Annotated in this window: 15 protein-coding genes; 7 read left to right on the top strand and 8 right to left on the bottom strand. The window is 41.8% G+C overall.

Annotated features, from left to right (window positions below; genetic code table 11):
• Positions 1 to 581 precede the first annotated feature (581 nt).
• Both ACYUCY_RS17695 and xthA read left to right on the top strand, forming a co-directional pair.
• A complete protein-coding gene (locus tag ACYUCY_RS17695) occupies positions 582 to 2720 on the top strand; it encodes a carboxy terminal-processing peptidase (RefSeq protein ID WP_460227861.1) in 2139 nt (712 codons plus the stop codon).
• A gap of 136 nt (positions 2721 to 2856) precedes the next feature.
• The gene (xthA, locus tag ACYUCY_RS17690; protein WP_460227860.1) at positions 2857 to 3675 is read left to right on the top strand and encodes an exodeoxyribonuclease III; all 819 of its coding nucleotides are present in this window, start codon (positions 2857 to 2859) and stop codon (positions 3673 to 3675) included.
• 6 nt (positions 3676 to 3681) lie between these two features.
• Here xthA and ACYUCY_RS17685 read toward each other — a convergent pair whose 3' ends face one another.
• Positions 3682 to 5523, bottom strand: a complete 1842-nt coding sequence (locus ACYUCY_RS17685) for a sensor histidine kinase (RefSeq protein ID WP_460227859.1) — start codon at positions 5521 to 5523, stop codon at positions 3682 to 3684.
• A gap of 192 nt (positions 5524 to 5715) precedes the next feature.
• On the opposite strand from ACYUCY_RS17685, the gene ACYUCY_RS17680 reads away from it, so the two are divergent.
• A complete protein-coding gene (locus tag ACYUCY_RS17680) occupies positions 5716 to 6084 on the top strand; it encodes a response regulator (RefSeq protein WP_460227858.1) in 369 nt (122 codons plus the stop codon).
• A 25-nt stretch (positions 6085 to 6109) separates the two neighbouring features.
• Here the strand turns inward: ACYUCY_RS17680 and ACYUCY_RS17675 are convergent, their stop codons facing one another.
• Entirely contained in the window at positions 6110 to 8359 is a 2250-nt protein-coding gene (locus ACYUCY_RS17675; RefSeq protein ID WP_460227857.1) for a response regulator, read from the bottom strand.
• Positions 8360 to 8609: 250 nt separating this feature from the next.
• Between ACYUCY_RS17675 and ACYUCY_RS17670 the strand changes: the two genes are divergently transcribed.
• The 4 genes from ACYUCY_RS17670 (at position 8610) to ACYUCY_RS17655 (ending at position 11813) form a co-directional block, all read left to right on the top strand.
• On the top strand, positions 8610 to 9278 hold the full coding sequence (locus ACYUCY_RS17670) for an RNA polymerase sigma factor (protein WP_460227865.1): 669 nt from the start codon (positions 8610 to 8612) through the stop codon (positions 9276 to 9278).
• Entirely contained in the window at positions 9271 to 9633 is a 363-nt protein-coding gene (locus tag ACYUCY_RS17665) for a DUF3619 family protein (RefSeq protein WP_460227856.1), read from the top strand. Before ACYUCY_RS17670 ends, ACYUCY_RS17665 begins: the two co-directional genes overlap by 8 nt.
• Before the next feature lie 36 nt (positions 9634 to 9669).
• A complete protein-coding gene (locus ACYUCY_RS17660) occupies positions 9670 to 10317 on the top strand; it encodes a DUF3106 domain-containing protein (protein ID WP_460227855.1) in 648 nt (215 codons plus the stop codon).
• A 512-nt stretch (positions 10318 to 10829) separates the two neighbouring features.
• A complete protein-coding gene (locus tag ACYUCY_RS17655) occupies positions 10830 to 11813 on the top strand; it encodes an AlbA family DNA-binding domain-containing protein (RefSeq protein WP_460227854.1) in 984 nt (327 codons plus the stop codon).
• A gap of 422 nt (positions 11814 to 12235) precedes the next feature.
• Here the strand turns inward: ACYUCY_RS17655 and rraA are convergent, their stop codons facing one another.
• The 6 genes from rraA to ACYUCY_RS17625 all read right to left on the bottom strand — a co-directional run bounded on the left by rraA (position 12236) and on the right by ACYUCY_RS17625 (position 18104).
• Positions 12236 to 12715, bottom strand: a complete 480-nt coding sequence (rraA, locus tag ACYUCY_RS17650) for a ribonuclease E activity regulator RraA (protein WP_460227853.1) — start codon at positions 12713 to 12715, stop codon at positions 12236 to 12238.
• A gap of 21 nt (positions 12716 to 12736) precedes the next feature.
• On the bottom strand, positions 12737 to 14722 hold the full coding sequence (locus ACYUCY_RS17645) for a pyrroloquinoline quinone-dependent dehydrogenase (protein WP_460227852.1): 1986 nt from the start codon (positions 14720 to 14722) through the stop codon (positions 12737 to 12739).
• Between the two features lie 57 nt (positions 14723 to 14779).
• Positions 14780 to 15088, bottom strand: a complete 309-nt coding sequence (locus tag ACYUCY_RS17640; RefSeq protein ID WP_460227851.1) for a c-type cytochrome — start codon at positions 15086 to 15088, stop codon at positions 14780 to 14782.
• Positions 15089 to 15136: 48 nt separating this feature from the next.
• Positions 15137 to 16201 (bottom strand): alpha/beta fold hydrolase, encoded by a 1065-nt coding sequence (locus ACYUCY_RS17635; RefSeq protein ID WP_460227850.1) that lies wholly within the window; start codon positions 16199 to 16201, stop codon positions 15137 to 15139.
• Between the two features lie 224 nt (positions 16202 to 16425).
• Positions 16426 to 17355: an electron transfer flavoprotein subunit alpha/FixB family protein gene (locus ACYUCY_RS17630; RefSeq protein WP_460227849.1), complete on the bottom strand. Its 930-nt coding sequence runs from the start codon at positions 17353 to 17355 to the stop codon at positions 16426 to 16428.
• Positions 17355 to 18104, bottom strand: coding sequence for an electron transfer flavoprotein subunit beta/FixA family protein (locus ACYUCY_RS17625; RefSeq protein WP_460227848.1), 750 nt, complete (start codon positions 18102 to 18104; stop codon positions 17355 to 17357). Before ACYUCY_RS17625 ends, ACYUCY_RS17630 begins: the two co-directional genes overlap by 1 nt.
• Positions 18105 to 18664 lie beyond the last annotated feature (560 nt).

The following is an 18664-nucleotide window of genomic DNA, read 5'->3' as shown; positions in this document are numbered from 1 at the left end:
TCGAACTCCCGACCAAGTGGTTCGAAGCCACCTACTCTATCCAGCTGAGCTACGGGTGCGAAGTCGCTAAGGCGGCGAATTCTAACCATTTTTTCGGAGGAAAGAAAATAAAACAGTAACAATCTCTGGATCGTTCACGCATTGATCAGAATCTTTCAAGTTGAGCCTTAAGACCGATCTTAACTCGGCGTATAGTGCTGATCTTGCGATCATCTCAATCCTTGACCGTCCGTTACCTTTGCGTTGAGATACCCTAAATTTTCTATTAGTTTAGAGCCAGTTAGCACTAGGTACGGAACTATCCCGGCATCTCGGCCACCAAGTGATTCGTGCTCTTTAATGGGTCAATCGCGCCTTAAATACGGCGTAATTTAAGACGAATTCAACTGTACTTGGAACGTGATATTAAGCGCAGCAGCAACGCTAAGTTTTATGCTATAGTCCAAAAAATACATCATTATCAGTGATATAGCGCGGTCTTGATTTAGTAGATATTATCAAATGCGGTTTTTGGAATTTAGAACCGTAATTTTATACCTAACAAACTGACTACCAATTTCTAACAAAGGCTGTTATTTCGTATGTCGTTAAATTTTTTAGTGCCTAATTTCAAATTTCCTACATCCCCTGCATCCTTACATTTATTTTTCGGAAAATTAGTTTTAACGATTCTAGCGTCTTCGCTCTGTCTAAACGCGTATGCATTAGACGGATTAAAATCGACCAAAGATCACGAAAAAACAATGCAGCAAGTGATTGCAACCTTAGCGCAACGGCATTACAGAAAAACAGCGATCGACGATGAGCTTTCAAGTCGGTTTCTCGACAAATATATTGAATCTTTAGATCCCGCCAAATCTTTTTTCTTCGCCAGTGATATAGCCGAATTTGAAAAACACCGAAAAGAATTTGATGATGATTTCAAACAGGGAGATTTGGAAATGGGATTCCGAATCTTTAATCGTTATCGTGAACGCGTAATGGTTAGGTCGGAAGCGATTATCGCCAATCTCGAAAACGAAGATATCAGTTATGATTTTACTCAAGACGACGATTTGGTGGTTGATATAGAGCAAGCAAAATGGGCGACGGACCAGGCCACTGCAAATCAAATGTGGCATAAAAGAATTAAATCAAATTTGTTGGGATTAATGCTCACCGACAAAACCTTAGAAGAATCTAAAGATATTTTAGTAAAACGTTATCAACGTCAATTGAACCAGTTATTACAACAAGACAGTACTGATGTTTGCGAAATTTACTTGAACGCCCTTACACTGCTCTACGATCCACATACCAATTATTTATCACCGGCCACTTTAGCTAACTTTAACATTTCAATGTCCTTACGCCTCGAAGGTATTGGGGCTGAATTAAGACTGAACGACGATGAGTACACTGAAGTCATGCGTATCGTGCCAGGGGGACCGGCGTCGCGGCAAGGCGACCTTAAAGCAGGTGACAGGATCACCGCCGTTGGGCAAGCTGACAGCGAAATGGAAAACGTTATCGGATGGCGCACTAATGAGGTTGTTAAATTAATTCGGGGCACTGCTAAAACGGTCGTTCGATTAGAGGTTCTTAACAAAGAAAACGTTACCAGAATAGTTAGTATCACTCGTGGCCTCGTTAAGCTAGAAGACTCTGCTGCACAAAAAGCCGTGTTTCAACGAACCGATGGAGAAAATTTATATAAAATCGGCGTCATCGACATTCCAACTTTTTATATGGATTTCGAAGCATTTCAAAACGGTGACCCAAATTATAAAAGTACCAGTGGTGACGTTGAAAAATTATTGAACGAACTCGCTAAAGAAAATGTGGATGGCGTTATTTTAGATCTGAGAAACAACGGCGGTGGTTCTTTACGAGAAGCAACTAGTTTGACTGACTTATTTATAGATAAAGGCCCGGTCGTTCAAATTCGTTATAGCAATGAGCGTATTTATCGTCATAGCCAATCACGTAGCCCTGCCCGTTATCGCGGCCCTCTAATCGTATTAACCAATCGTTTAAGTGCATCCGCATCTGAGATTTTTGCCGGTGCGATACAGGATTACAAACGGGGGTTAATTGTCGGTAATCGTACTTTCGGTAAAGGAACAGTACAGTCTTTGATGGATGTGCATGAAGGCCAAGTCAAAGTAACAGAATCAAAATTTTATCGTGTCTCTGGCGACAGCACCCAACACCGCGGTGTAATTCCAGACATTGCCTATTTCGATATGATTGATATAGAAGAGATAGGTGAAAGTGCATACGATAGCGCCCTGCCCTGGGATCAAATTCATGCTGATACTCATGCAGAATATTATAATTTGCAAAACATGCTGCCATTTATGCAATCTCGTCATGACGAGCGTGCCAGCAAAGATCCTGATTTCGTATTTTTAGTTGATCAAGTTGAGCTCGCGAAAAAGAACAGCGATAGAAAAGTTGTTTCATTGAATGAAGAAAAACGACGAGCTGAGCAACTGGAGCTCGAAAACAAAGCACTTGCACTTGAGAACAAGCGACGCTTGGCAAAAGGTTTAGAGCCATACAAGACATTGGATGAAGCTCGTGAAGAAAGTGAAAGCGAACAAAGCGAGCAAAGCGCTTCAAACGCACGCAATATCAATCCTGATGAAGACCCCATTCTAAATGAAACGGGCTATGTTTTGATTGACTACATTAAATTACTTGAAGCCGATCGGGTTGAGCGCTTAGCAAATTTTTAACATGCTTTTGCAGCTAAATCACATCGGTTTGGTTGCTAGGTCATCCTTTTAAAAGACTGTAGTTTTTCATAAAAATTGCAGTCTTCCTCTCCCCAAACTCTACATTTAAATATCAAAAAACAAATTGGACCGATCAATGAAAATTGTTTCGTTTAATGTGAACAGCATTCGTTCACGATTGCATCAACTAGAAGCCGTTATAAAAAAGTATTCTCCTGACGTTATCGGCATCCAAGAAACTAAAGTGACAGATCAAGATTTCCCACTTGAGACTATCAATAACTATGGATACCACGCCGAATATGCAGGGCAAAAGACTCATTACGGTGTTGCGATGCTAACAAAACAGAAAATGACCAATGTTGTTAAAGGGTTTGTTGACGACGACGAGAATGCGCAAAAACGCTTTATCGCGGGACAAATTACAACGGGGTTGGGCGAACCCTTAACTATCGCTAATGGATACTTTCCTCAAGGCGAAAGCCGCGATCATCCTTTAAAATTTCCTAACAAGAAAAATTTTTATAAAAATTTAGTTAAACACTTAAATGCGAATCACACGCCGCAAGAAAATATTATCGTCATGGGCGACATGAATATTTCGCCCGACGACAAAGACATTGGGATTGGCGAAGACAATCGTAAACGCTGGCTAAAAAGCGGCAAAGCAAGTTTTTTACCAGAAGAACGAGAATGGTTAGCCGACCTGATGAACTGGGGGCTAGAAGACAGTTACCGGAAGATTTACCCCGATGCAGACGACGAGTTTAGCTGGTTCGATTATCGTTCCCGTGGTTTTGAGCGTGATCCAAAGCGAGGATTAAGAATTGATTTTATTTATGCAACGTCACCGCTTGCTAATAAATGTATTGATGCTGGAATAGATTATGAAATTAGAGCGATGGAAAAACCTTCAGACCACTGCCCTGTTTGGTCTGAATTCAAAAATATTTAGTAAACCTCAGCCCGTGTTCTCATTCTGCAATTGAACCTCTTGAGTACAAGGCAAAATAACCGTAAATATACTGCCTGAACCCGGATTGCTCTTAACAGATATTTCACCACCAAGTAGCTTGGTCAAGTTCGCACAAATCATCAAGCCCAGGCCAGTACCTTGAATTGCAGCCTTTCTTACTTTATCGGTTCGATAAAAATTTGTAAAAAGTTTTTGTATTTCTTCTTCCGAAATACCTATACCACTATCGGAAACCTCTATTTCGACAAAATTATGTGGCGAATTTTCGTAAATAATATTTAACGTTACAAAACCAGACTCCGTGTATTTGATCGCGTTTGAAACTAGATTCCTGACTACCTGCAGAATTTTCGGTGCGTCAGTAGTTATCAATACCTCGCTCGCGTCTGTTTTCATTTCAAGAACTAGGCCTTTACTTGTAGCGGTTTCTTCCCAGTCGCCTAACTCGCTTTTCAATATTGAAATTAAATCGACCTTTTCTAGATGAAGGTCCATATACCCAGATTCAATTTTCGACATATCTAAAATATCATTAATAATAGTAAGTAATGCACCCCCGTTTCGGTGAATTCGTTCTAATGCTTGATATTCCATTGTTTCAGTTTCTTGATTCTTTTTCTGAAGGAGCTTATATGAGAAACCGATAATTGAATTTAATGGCGTTCGTAACTCATGAGACATATTGGCAAGGAACTGGCTTTTTGCGCGATTTGCATTTTCTTCCTGCTCTTTCGCAAGCCGGTAGTCGACAGTCATTTGTCGCGCAATTGTTCTCGCGTTGTTATTCACTCCGTGTAAAGTGAAAATCACATAAAAAAGCAACAGATCAATTATGATTCCGCCGACTAGTACATACTGAGGTGACCTTGTTGCCTGTGCAGCATTATAATTGGTCGCCGTCTCGAACAAAATTGTCCATGTCCTACCTTGCAATTCTAAAGTACGAATTGTTTGAGAACCTGACGAATCATTACCTAAAGGTTTTGCATCTGATTCAAACAATAGCAGACTGCTGTCTACCTTTTCGCCATCAAAGATTTTAAATGCTAGAAAAGGATCTTGACCACCAAGGATACCTTCCATTAAATCTCCCGCTCGAAAGGCAGCGTAGACCCAACCCACAAATTGTTCTCTTCGTTCAGAAACCGTTGCGGGCACGAGGTGATTTTTATAAGTCGGCAAGTAAGTCAAGAAGCCTTTTTGAACATCGGTTTCCGTTTCTTGAACCAGAGTGATAATTCCCGATGTAGCCGCTACACCTTGGTCTCTCGCTCTTCTCATTGCGTCTCTACGCATTTCGTTCGACCACATATCAAAACCAAACGCGCGTTGATTGCGCCAGTCGAAAGGCTCCAGAAAAATTATCGAAGAATAAACTTCACGATCGCCTTCGGGCAATATAGTAAAATTCGGGAAGCCTTCTACGCGGATGGTATTTATATGATTCTGTTTATCTGCTTTTTCAACAGGAATTGAATATCCTAAACCTTGAATGCCGGGCCAGTTTTTCTCGATTTTGATACTGTCTACAAAAGTCTTCCATTTTTCACGATCGATTGTTTCGTGGGTGTAGATCATTGCAACCGCCGACTGAAGCGTTTGTTCATAGACCAGCAAACGTTCTTTGATTGCGTTCGACACCTCCTCAGCGCGATACTCAAAGCGCTGTTTCGCTCGACTTTCCGCAAAATCCTTAGCTATCACGTAGGCCAAGCTCGTTAAAGCCAACGAGACTGCCAAGATTACCCAAGCCGCCCATTTGTTATGAATGAGATTCACGATACGTAAGTGTACGTTTAGCGCGGAGTTATCGTTTTCGATATCCATAGAAAAAATAATGCCTAAACAAAAAAGCCATATTCTTTTAGCGTAGCAGCATTTCGAAACTTGTGAGCCCTACTTAAAATCAAATCAATGGGATTAAAACGTGTTTAATTCCAAATGGCCTTTACCAACCAGCAACAACTATAAAGATTAGATCTATACTCATAGAAGCACATGCAATTTAAGAGCGCCGATATGGACTATTCAATCTTGGTTATAGAAGACAACCCCGACAATCAGGCTTTGGTTACCTGGGTTCTAGAGGATGAAGATTATGACGTAACCTGTTCAGACAATGCCGAACGAGGTATCGAAGCTCTTGTTGCAGGAAATTATGACGCAGTGCTCATGGATATTTGTTTGCCTGGCATGGATGGTAAAGAGGCAACCCGTATCATTCGAGGAATGGAAAAATTTAAAGACGTTCCTATTCTTGCATTAACCGCTCACGCAATGAAGGAAGAGGAACAATTAATTATGGACTCTGGGGTTAACGAACTCGTGCCAAAACCTCTCGATATCGACGTTTTACTGACAAGGTTAAATTTTTATTTAAAAAAATAAAGATAATTTTTAAACAAGTAATTTTTTAGATATTACTTCTCACATGCTCAGTATCATTCATCTGAATGACTTTCCCTCCAATCCACCTCCGCAAACAACTTTCAAGCTCGCTATAACGCACTGGTTTCGACAAAAAATCATCCATACCTACGGCCAAACATTTGGATTTATCTTCTTCTGCTGTGTGTGCGGTTAGCGCAACAATGGGCAAGTGATCACCATCGCCTTCTTCCGTAATACGAATGGCCTCTGTTGTTTGATAACCATCCATCCCTGCCATTTGACAATCCATAAGGACCAAATCGAACTCTTCTTGCGCAATTAATTTGAGTGCCTCTTCACCGCTACTAGCAATAGTCGGTAGATAACCCAACTTCTTAAGCATTCCCTCCGCAACCATTTGATTAACTCGGTGATCCTCAACAACTAATATACTTCCAGAATCTGTAAGCTCTGAATTCGCCTTAGTATTTCCTCGACGGACGATGCATCGGTCTTGGTTTAAAATACAATCGACAAACATTTGATGTAATGGCTCAAATTGAATTGGCCTCGAAATCACATTTATCTGAGGATACTCAAGTAAATGTTCTCGCGTTAGATAGTCTTTAATTTGCGATCCACTCGCCGCAATAAATTGTGGTATATGAGAAAACCTTGGATTCTTCGCGATTTTGTATCCTTGCTGCCACGTCGCTTCTTCTTTGAATCTACTGAACATTACGATAGCGTTGAATCCTAAGCCTTGATCTGCGGCTTCAGACAAATACTTTTCTATGGTTCTGTTAGCGCCGATAACCTCTACGATTAAACCCCAAGATTCGAATTCAACAATAAGGTGTTTTTGTACTTTTATTGGCGGATTCACCAGCAGCAATCTCAGGTCTTGGAGTTTTGGGTTTGCACCGAAATTCTGATGTTGGCCTTCTTTAACTTCTACTGGCAATTTCAGCCATACTTCCTTTCCCACTCCGTTTTTATTTTCATACCCAACTTCACCATCTAAGCACTCTGCCAAACCTTTACAAATCGCTAAGCCCAAGCCCGTGCCCGCTTGCGAATGTTTAATTTTAACAAAGGCATTAAATAAATCCTGACTACTAGAGCCGGCGGCGCCCACACCTTCATCGATGACCCGAATCGATAGAGTGCCATTATTTTCTCCCTTACTAATACAATCCGCCTCAATGAGTACTGATCCTTGTTCCGAAAATCGGACAATATTGGTCACCAATGCACGAAGTATCTGTTTTAACCTTCCCAGATCGCTTTTAATTCGCTGAGGAATATTTCGATTAATTATTGTATTTATTTCAACACTTTGATTGGCAGCGTCGCTACTCAAATCCCTGATTGCATCCTCAAGCTCACGACGAATATTAAAATAGGACAATTCCAGGGGGATTTGTTTTTGAGTTATCCGATTAAAATCGACAACGTTATTAATTAATTCGAGCTGTCGTTCGCTGGCTTGTTCTGCGAGTATAAGTAACTCCCGTTGCCCGTCTGGTAAAGCGGCGTCTTTCAGTAAAGCTAAGCAGCCAAGATTGTCATTCAATGCTGTTTTTAATTCCTGGCTTAAATTCTTAATAAATTCATGATGAAGCTCATCAGTATTACTTTTCTCTTTACTCGGGGCGGCGGTTTTCTGGGAAGAGTTTCTTAACTCCTCAGCGACCTCCTCCTTGTCCCAATACAGCGTATTCAAGTGCTCACACAACAACAACAAACCGCTTAACAGCATTGCATCTAGAGCCAACATTACCAAGTTGCCGTAAAAAGGTAGGGTGAAAGCTGCCAAGATATTGGGTAAAAAAGCGAGACTGATTAATATTTTTGAAATTCCACCGTAGGGCGAAAATACTTTGAGTAGAGAAAGATTGAGTACGCAGGTCAATAACAATAGAACAGTAATTGGAGTCACCGTAAATGTTGTCGAATATAACAATGTGGTGAGCACCACATTCCAGGCCAGCAAGTTAAGGCTGATACCGAGGAAGTATTTTTTCCGCCAACGGTGGCTTCCGTGAGCATAAAGATTTGAAAAATTTAGAACAAAATAACCATGAAGCGCTGAAGTGAACAAAACGAGCCCGGTCAAGGTCACCATCATTAGATAATCATGGTTTTGAAAAGCGCCTGTAAGAATCAACGAACAGAATAGGAATGATGAAACGGCCAAAAAACGTTTCGCAAAAACTAAAATTTCACGATCCAGTCTGGTTAATATTCTTTTGTTTTTTTGAATTTTCCGACGCTGAGAAATAAGTTGCATCCCGAACCTGCTACGTTCCAATCTAGAGTGAAAATTAGTCTCCTTCTTTCAGTATAGGCATAAATTTGAATAGCACAGGGTCAACTGAAAAATATATAATTTTAGAAATATCGTTATATTTCTAATAGTTATAGCTTTTCATTAAAGTGATTTATCGAAAATGATCAGGTCAACCATTAGTGCGCTTTAACGTTAGTACCACCTATATAAGGTATTTTTAACTTTGGTTTAACACTGCGGAGGAGCTACCATTCTCTCTTCACGTAAAATTTCACAGCATGAGAGTAAGCTAGGCAAGCCTGTCTATAGAGAACCCATTTGCACGGGTGATGGACTACTGCACTTACTGAAGGAGCGGGAGGACGTAGCACTGAATTCTGTAGACCTAGATGGCTTTCTCGCATCCGTTGAGCAGCGGGCCTTTCGAATGGCCAATTTTGCGGTAAAGAACCCGGACGACGCGCTGGAGATTGTCCAAGACGCCATGCTCAGACTATCTCAGCGCTATGCTGACAAGGATTGCTCCGATTGGGCGCCACTGTTTTATCGTATACTTCACAACCGCATTAACGATCACCATCGCAGTAGCAAAACCAGAAACAGATGGCTGTATTGGTTTGAGCAATTCGCCTCCCCTGATAACGACAAGGACTCAGATCACAGCCTAGATCTAATTGACGAAGATAGCCTTGATGGCGAGCAACAACTACTCGTAGATCAAAGTATGGAATCTCTGAATGAAGCAATCAGTGAATTACCACGACGCCAACGAGAAGCTTTTTTTCTGCGCTGTTGGGAGGGCTTAAGTACTCGGCAAACCGCACTTGCAATGGGCTGTAGTGAAGGAAGCGTTAAAACACATTATTCTCGCGCGATAAATTTTTTAAAAACTGCATTGACGGATCGAGGTCATGGCTAAACATCAAAAAAATCTAAAATCAATTGCATCGAATGAATTCCAAAGTCATTTAAAAGATCGACTGGAACACGAGCAAGAACCTTTATCGCCTGGAATTAATTACCGCTTACGTAAAGCCCGGCAGAAAGCAGTTGAGGCGTCTTCCAAAAGCAAGCTCCCGTATTGGAAACCAATGCTTTCCGCCGCTTCTTTTGCCGTAGTGGTTTTAGCCATAGGCTTCTTCGTCATGCCTGGCAATCAACTTAATACTGATGCAATTACAAGTAATGATTCTGAAATATTATTAGAAGATAACGACTTTGAATTTTACGAAGATTTAGAATTTTACGCATGGCTCGCGGACAATAATTTTTAGCTTTAATCGGCTAGCTGAAAAAGAGAAATTACCTAAATGGCATACGGCTTAGCTCAAAACATTTCGCTACGCGTTCTGATCGTTACGCTTTTATTTATCGTTGCGTTTCCCGTGCTAGCTCAAGAAGCTGAGCCTATCGCTTGGGATGCTCTCAATAAGTATGAACAACTCGCGCTTAAGCCATTACAAGAAAATTGGTCTGAACTAGATCCTCAACAACAAAAACAATTTCAGCTCGCTGCCGAACGCATGCTAACCCGATCCATTAAGCGAGAAGCATTTAACCGAGAGCGCTTTAGACGCTGGTCTACATTTTCACACGATCGTCGTGAACATATGCGCGATCGATACCGGCATTACCGAGAGATTGATCCTGACAGACGGGAGAAAATGCGCGCGGCGAGAGAGCGTTTCGAAAATTTATCCGAAGAAGAAAAACGAGAAATTCAACAACGCTGGGAATCCCTACCACCGGATCAGCGCCCAAGGTTCGGCCCACGTGGACATCGACCCCCTCCTCCAATGGATGGGAGAGATATGGAGAGACGCAAGGGCTTTGATGAACTCAGCGAAGAAGAAAAGCTAGAGTGGCGTAAGCGAAGGGAAGAACGCCGGGAACGGAGGGATTCTTTTCAACGAGAGGAATCACAGGAAAATGTGGAAAGTGATTCAGGGGAAAATTAGAAACTAATCCGTATTTGGATGGATTGTGTTGTGTTTGCCGGTTCTTATGAAGTAGGTGCGCTTTCGAGACACGCCGTAAACCCATCCATGGGGGCTCTCCAAAAACATCCATGTTTTTGATGGTCTCAAAAACACACCTACTCCACAAGAACCTAGTTCAGTAGCCCCGCCATTACTTTGGGGGAAGGATGGGAAGTGTTGCAGCTTATTGAAAAGACAAAAGCTGAACATTGAACATGCATCTCAAGGATGATGTAAAAAATTTGAAATTATTAAGCTTTTTGTTCTTAGATTCATTCCTTTCTCACAAAATTTTTTTAACTCCAGTATTTTCGCATCCCTACTTTGTGTACTATCAGTAATTCGCTTTTGACAATCATCGACCTTTAAGTGTTTGTTGATTAAGGCGGGTGGCTGCTTTCGGCCACTAGCGACATTCACAATTCAAGACTTGACCCTGAAAAACTCCTTTTTTAAGTTAGGTTTCATTTCAGGACAACTGGAAAATTACTATGCGCGATATTTCTCAGTGGACTGAGGCTGACTTGATTGAACTGATTAGAAATAAGGTTCAAGAAAGTATTGAGCTAGATTACAAAGCCTGCGCCTCTCTACAAAAAACAGATAAGAAAAAGACAGAAATCAGTAAAGATGTATCAGCTATGGCAAATTCGGCTGGAGGGATTCTAATATATGGCGTAATTGAGAACGGGCATATTCCAGTCGAAATTGATGAGGGATTTGATCCTAGTGAAATTTCAAAAGAATGGCTAGAGCAAATAATTAGCTCAAGAATACAAAGAAAAATAGAAAATATTATGATTAAGCCTATTTATCTTGAGACTACGAATCCTGGAAAAGTAGCTTATGTTGTTTACGTGCCTCAAAGCTCTAGAGCCCCTCACCAAGCTCATGACAAAAGGTTTTACAAAAGATACAACTTTGAGTCTGCTCCGATGGAAGAGTATGAAATAAGAGATGTTTCAAATAGGGACAAGGGGCCAAAATTAATTTTAAACTTTGGAATTGAAAACTTAGAAAGTATATTTAGAGAAATCAATGAGGGTCAAAAAACATATCTTACGGCAGAGATAATACCTCTTATTGAGAACACGTCCCCTGCACCGGCGGAATATATAGCTATCAACATATTTATTGACTCTGATGTAAACAGTTTATTAAAAACAGGGGGTATAACAAAGAAGGAAAACCAGTTTTTGCTAATAGACGGTGAATATAAAAATTTCTACATGTTAGCTTTAAATCATTCGATACCAGCTAAAATTCCAATATTTAAGGGTACGAAATTTAGGCTTATAAATTCACCTATTTGTATTGAGTTGGAAAGGGATAAAAAGTACGTTCTTGCTTATAAGTTATTGGCACCTCATATGGAAGAAGCGAGGGGTGCTTTTACAATTCGGGCGGGTAAAAAAGGTATACAAATCGAAGAAATAAATCTAAATAAGCTAGAAATCGGGATACCAGTAATATAATTGGGATTTCCAGGGTCAGGGTCAGGGTCAACCTAAACCTACCCCGATTTGACGCACACTCTCCAAATATCTGGGGTCAGATAAGAATTATCGACCCCAATATTTTTAATCATCCTCGTGATGCATTCCTAATGTTCAGCTTTCGTGTTTTTGATAAGCTGCAACGCTAATCCCCTCCCTACCCTCAAAGGTTCGCTTACACATTAGATCTAGGTTTTCGTGGCGTAGGGATAAATTTGAGACCTTCAAAAACATGGATGTTTTTGTAGAGCCCCCATGGATGGGTTTACGGCGCGTCTCAAATTTATCCCTACGCCATGAAAACCGGACAGCGAAGTAAGCAACTAAACCCTATCTCCAAAAAGGAAAAACCACGTGCGAATAACGTGGTTTTAATTCGTAATAGAAAATTAATTCAGAAATTATATTAACGCTTTAGCAGAAACAACCACTCCATTGTTATCCGCATAAACAAACTCCCCTGGATGAAACGTAACACCAGCAAAACTCACCGGCACATTTAAATCGCCAATCCCACGCTTTTCAGTTTTTAAAGGAATCGAAGCAATCGCCTGCACACCTAAATCCAATTGTTCCAACGCATCAACATCACGAACACAGCCGTAAATAATCAATCCTTCCCATCCATTCTTAACCGCATTCTCTGCAATCATATCGCCGAGCAAGGCTTTGCGTAATGATCCGCCACCATCAACCACCATAACCTTCCCCCGCCCTGGCTTGCCCGCGTTTTCTTTTACCAATGAATTATCTTCATGACATTTTATGGTGACGATTTCACCATGAAACGAATTACGTCCACCAAAATTAACAAACATGGGTTCGCAAACTCGAACAGCATCTGGATTGTCATCACAAAGATCTGGGGTTGAAAAAGTCACATTAGCTCCTTAGTAAAAAATTTACGGCAATGCGTAAGCGATTAATTTTGCGGGCCTACCGGCGCCACCAGTGGCGACTACAATGTATTGCTTGTCATTATGGGAGTACGACATCGGCGTACCAAACGGTGGTTCGTCCATTTTATTTTCCCAAATTACCGTGCCCTCTTTTTTATCGAATGCACGCAAATAAAATTCCGTCGTTGAATACGACATTGTTTCAAATTCTCGTTGTACCTGATTAAAAAAGACCAGGGTTTTTGTCACCAAGGGTCCGCCATTGGATAAAAATGAATGACTCGAATTACCCATCGGTGGCAGATTTAAATGTTTGATATCTGGGTGATCAACAGGGCCTTTACCATGTGGAACCTGCCAAGCAATTTCGCCGCGATTTAGATCTATTGCGGTAATGTTCCCGTAAGGTGGTTTAAACAAAGGCAAACCGTTTAGGGCACTAATATCCGGTGAACGACTGCGCCCGATATAATTTGGTTCAGATTTTTCTGGATCACCTTTACTGAGTTCGACGAAAGAGGCTTGATTTGCCGATTGAATAAATAGGTACCCGGACTCAGGATCTATGCCTGCGCCGCCCCAATTTGCGCCGCCGGCAGCACTAGGAGACAGAATCACGCCGACCTTGTTTTCTGTGGGAATAATGGGCGGCGTAAATAGTGGACCGAACTGATAATTTTTAACGATATTTAAGGCCTTGGCTTTTAGTTCGGGTGTGAAATCGATGAGGTCATCTTCGCTAAGACCTTGTCGGGTAAAAGCTGGAGGCTTGCTGGGAAAGGGTTGTGTAGCGGCAGTTTTTTCTCCCGGTACCGTCGATTGCGGAACGGGTTTTTCAAGGATAGGCCAAACAGGTTTTCCAGTTTTCCTATCGAAAACATAAGTGAAGCCTTGTTTACTCACCTGTGCCACCGCTTTAATTTTTTTACCATCGACTTCTATATCTACCAAGTTAGGCGCAGCAGGAAAATCATAATCCCAAAGTCCGTGATGCACACCCTGGAAATGCCAGACGAGTTTTCCCGTCGCTGCATCGATGCACAATAAACTTTCTGCGTATAGGTTGTAGCCTTTGCGGTGACCACCATAATAATCATTTGTCGGCGTGCCTGTTGGAACGTAAACGTAACCGAGTTCATGATCAACGCTCGACATCGTCCAAGAATTTGTATTACCCGTATACTCCCACGAGCCCTCTTCCCAAGTATCGTTACCGGGTTCGCCTTTTTGTGGAACAGTATGAAAAATCCATGTTTGCTTACCTGTTCTAACATCAAAACCACGAACATGGCAGGTTGGCATTGCGATCGTTCGCACGCCATCGGTTACAGTACAATTGACAACGATTGTGTCTTTAACAATTGCTGGCGGAGCACTATAACCAATCAAACGTCGTTCTTTTTCATCGCTAATTATTCCTGCTTGAAGATCGACACGGCCATTGTCACCAAAGCTTGCTATTAACTTTCCAGTCTCCGCATTTAATGCGATAAGTTCGCCCAGGCCGGTGGTGATAAATATTCTTTTATCGTTTTTGGATTCCCAATAGGAAACACCGCGATGTTGCCAACCAGAATTTGCGGGACGCCCTTGCTCGTAGGCCTTTGGATCAAAACTCCACAGAGTTTCTCCGCTTGCAGGATCAATTGCTGCAACCTGATTTAAACTCGTGCTGGTGTAAAGCTTGCCGTTTACCAGAAGTGGTGTGGATTTATAATAAGACGGTCTTTGACGAGTCACCTTATCATCAACTAATTTGTTGTCGAGACTTTCCCAAACCCAAGCAATTTTTAATTGATTTACATTATTTGCATTAATTTGGCTTAGAGGAGTGTACTTACTGCTAGCGCCATCGCCGCCGTAATGACGCCACTCTCCCGTTCGCGAACTATCATCATCCGCAGCGATGCTAGTGGTCGAAGCCGAGGTAAAAAAGGCCAACAAAAAAAGCAAAGGTATCTGTTTTAGATTGTTAAGATAATTTTTCATTATTGTTAACCCCTGGTTTTTGGTGTATCGACTAGAAGGCAGTATTTTCGTAACAGTTTATTCAATCATCCAGACTATTAACTGTTTTAATTCCTCGGTGGTGCATTTCGCGCATCCGCCCTTCGGGGGCATACTGTTAAAACCTTCGAGCGTATGTTTTAGCAAAATATCAATTCCCTGCTCTTTGCGCTCCTCCCAAGAGAAAGGATCACCAACAACCGGCGCATCTTCCCAACCTGTGCCATGACAACTAAAACAGTAGCTCGCGAACAAGCTTTCTATTTTTTCTTCATCAGAAAAACTGGGCGAAGAAAGGCTAATACTTAAACCGCAAAAAAGTAAAACAACTATATTTTTAAATCTCATGTTCTTGATATTCCAAAATCTACAGGCTTAACAAATGTACTTCGTTTTTTATTGTAGAGAAGCCAAAAATTCAATTAATAACTTATTAATTTCTTCAGGGCTTTCTTGTTGCACCCAGTGGCCCATCTCTGGAATCAAGGTAACTTGTTGCAGATTTGGAACAATTGGTTTCATGCGAGTTTCAAGTTGCTCCGCGCTTGCACCACGAATGACAACATCTTTTTCACCGGCAATAAAAATTACTGGGGCGGTAATTTTTTTACCGCTCAACTCAGGTGTAATTTCCCAATTGCGATGAAAATTTCTATAGTAATTTATGCCACCTCGAAAACCTGCTTCAGTAAATTCTTGAACGTAAAAATCTAAATCTTCTTGCGACAACCAACTCGGAAGCTCTTTAGGCGCACCACGACGAGGTATCCATCCCCCTGCTCCTCTTTTAGGATCAGTAATCGTGGGTTCCTCGCGTGGCGTATCGGGAGATGTGTACAAACGGCTCAATACGCCATGAGGATCGGCATCAAATTCTCGTTCCGCAACATTCCATTCTTGAAAATAGAGAATGTAATAAAAGTTATCGCGAAGAGCGCTTCGCATAGAATCCACAGGTGATTGCGCAGCTCGGCCATTATAAGGAACGCTCAAGGCGGCTAAGGCGGTAAACTTTTCTGGATACAACAACATACTGTTCCAAGTCACGATTGATCCCCAATCATGCCCTACCAACACCGCGGTCTCTTCACCCATTGCATCGACAATGCCTGCAATATCAGCGGTTAAATGTTTGATGTCGTAGTCTTCTACGTTGGCCGGTTTATCAGTTTTTCCGTAACCCCGCATATCCGGCGCCACAACGTGATATCCCGCCGCAGAAAGCGCTTTTATTTGATGTCGCCAGGAATACCAAGACTCAGGCCAACCATGTACCAATATGACTAGAGGACCTTCGCCCATTTCCGCAATACGCATATTAATACCATTGCTTTTTATCATGCGTAAGGTAGGTTCTTCCGCCGAAGCAAAACCGCTAGAAACTGAAGCGCAGAAAAATAAGGTCAGGGTAAGAAATGTCGTAAAGCTATTTTGTAGTGATAAGCATGTTCTTATTTTCATAGTTTCCTCTGCGGAGTATGTGGTGCTAAAAAACCTGTGAAAAAGAAGCGAGAAATGACGAGCTCGAATAGTAACTTATCGGAACCGATTTGGGATGGTTTGTTTACCAGAGATTACATAACTTGTGTTTATTTCGGCTAAAAAAATCCCCGCACAAGGCGGGGATTCCATCACGAACTAACCAGTATTTGTGCTATAGCAAGAGAGATCGTACGGTAAAGGTTTTAAAGCTTAGATTCTAATTCCGGAATCACGTCGAACAGATCCGCAACTAAACCATAATCGGCCACCTGAAAAATAGGTGCCTCTTCATCTTTGTTGATTGCAACAATAACCTTGCTGTCTTTCATACCGGCTAAATGTTGAATTGCACCAGATATACCAACAGCGATATACAATTCTGGCGCGACAATTTTACCGGTTTGACCGACTTGCATGTCGTTAGGAACAAAACCCGCATCAACCGCAGCGCGAGATGCGCCAACACCTGCGCCAAGTTTGTCAGCTAACTTATATAACATTTCAAAATTGTCGCCGTTCTGCATGCCACGACCACCAGAAATAACTACTTTCGCAGACGTTAACTCAGGCCGTTCACTCTTCGCAATTTCTTCGCCAACAAAAGTAGATACACCTGCTTCATGCGCTGAAGCCAGCGCTTCAACGGCGGCAGATCCGCCTTCCGCTGCAACAGGATCAAAAGCAGTTCCGCGAACAGTGATAACTTTAATCGCATCAGAACTTTGCACCGTTGCAATAACGTTGCCGGCATAAATTGGACGCTTAAAAGTATCAGGGCTTTCAATACCGCTAATATCAGAAATAGCTTGCACATCCAAAAGCGCAGCAGCGCGAGGTAATGTATTTTTACCAGTAGTCGTTGCAGGCGCTAAAATGTGTGAATAATTTTTACCGATTTCTGCAATCAATAGTGCAACGTTTTCTGCTAATTGATGCTCATAAGCTGCATTGTCAGCAACAAGTACTTTAGCTACACCATCAATTTTTGCAGCGGCTTCGCCAGCAGCAGCACATCCATTACCAGCAACCAACATTTCAATCTCGCCACCGATGGCTTTGGCTGCAGCTACTGTATTTAATGTGGCGCTTTTAATACCGGAATTATCATGTTCCGCAATTACTAAAATAGTCATCAGATTACCTTCGCCTCGTTCTTCAATTTATCAATAAGAGTATCAACGTCAGGTACTTTTATACCTGCACTACGCTGGGCGGGTGGTTCAACTTTTAGTAATTTAACGCGCGCTTCAGTAGCAACACCTAAGGTTTCTGGTGAAGTTGTATCGAGAGGTTTTTTCTTTGCTTTCATAATATTCGGCAAAGAGGCATAACGCGGTTCGTTCAAACGTAAATCGGTAGTAACGATCGCAGGGAGATTCAAACTTACTGTTTGTAAACCGCCATCGATTTCGCGGGTAACTGCTACTTTACCGTCAGCAACTTTTACTTCGGAAGCAAAAGTGCCTTGCGGGAAACCAGTAAGCGCACCGAGCATTTGGCCAGTTTGATTGTTGTCATTATCAATTGATTGCTTACCCAAAATAATTAAATCGGGTTGCTCAGAATCGACAACCGCTTTTAAACATTTAGCAATTGCTAATGGTTCTAAGCTCGCATCAGTTTCTACTAGAATTCCGCGATCAGCACCCAGTGCTAATGCCGTTCTAATTTGTTCTTGGGCTTGCTTAGGGCCTATTGAAACAGCAACGATCTCAGTTGCAGTACCCGCTTCTTTTAGGCGTACAGCTTCTTCGATAGCAATTTCACAAAAAGGATTGATAGACATTTTGACGTTTGCGAGATCAACATCGCTGCCATCTGCTTGGGGACGAACTTTAACGTTGTAATCAACAACGCGTTTTACAGCTACAAGTATCTTCATGGATAACCCATTCACTTACGATTGAAAGGAAATCGAGGGCGGAGAATTCCGCATATTTGACCGAAAAGTCGCTCGAATCTTCGCTAATTGGCCCAATTTCAGGCCTTGAGACGCTCTGCGAGCGGCGCATATCTTGACGGTTTAGGCCTTTAAAATCAATACCTCCAGGACAACTAAAGTCGCTAAATAGTGATGGCTTTCAGTGGATTAAGAGCCGTTTCAGCGCATCAACGATGAGTCCGGCGCCAGCAATCTATGTGTCCAAAAACTGGTTATCAGTCAAAACCCGCTATATAATGCCTGCCACGCTAAGCATTTAACGCCTTCCGGCTCACCATTGAATACACTTAACACTTTCATTTTTTAAATTAACAACAGCTTAAGATTTGGCCATATATAAGTCGTGGAAATTGCGAGTATTCGCGCGATAAACCCTATCGTGGCCTGTTAAACCGTAAACTGCTGCCGGACATGCTTCGATACATCGGATAGGCCAAGCTTTTCGACGTATATCGAGCACCAGAGCTCAATACCAATATTTTTAAAATACCTGTTTTAAA

This window comes from Aurantivibrio infirmus (genome assembly GCF_054767315.1).
Note: the sequence above shows the minus strand (reverse complement) of the source record. Positions and strands in the feature narration are given on the sequence as shown.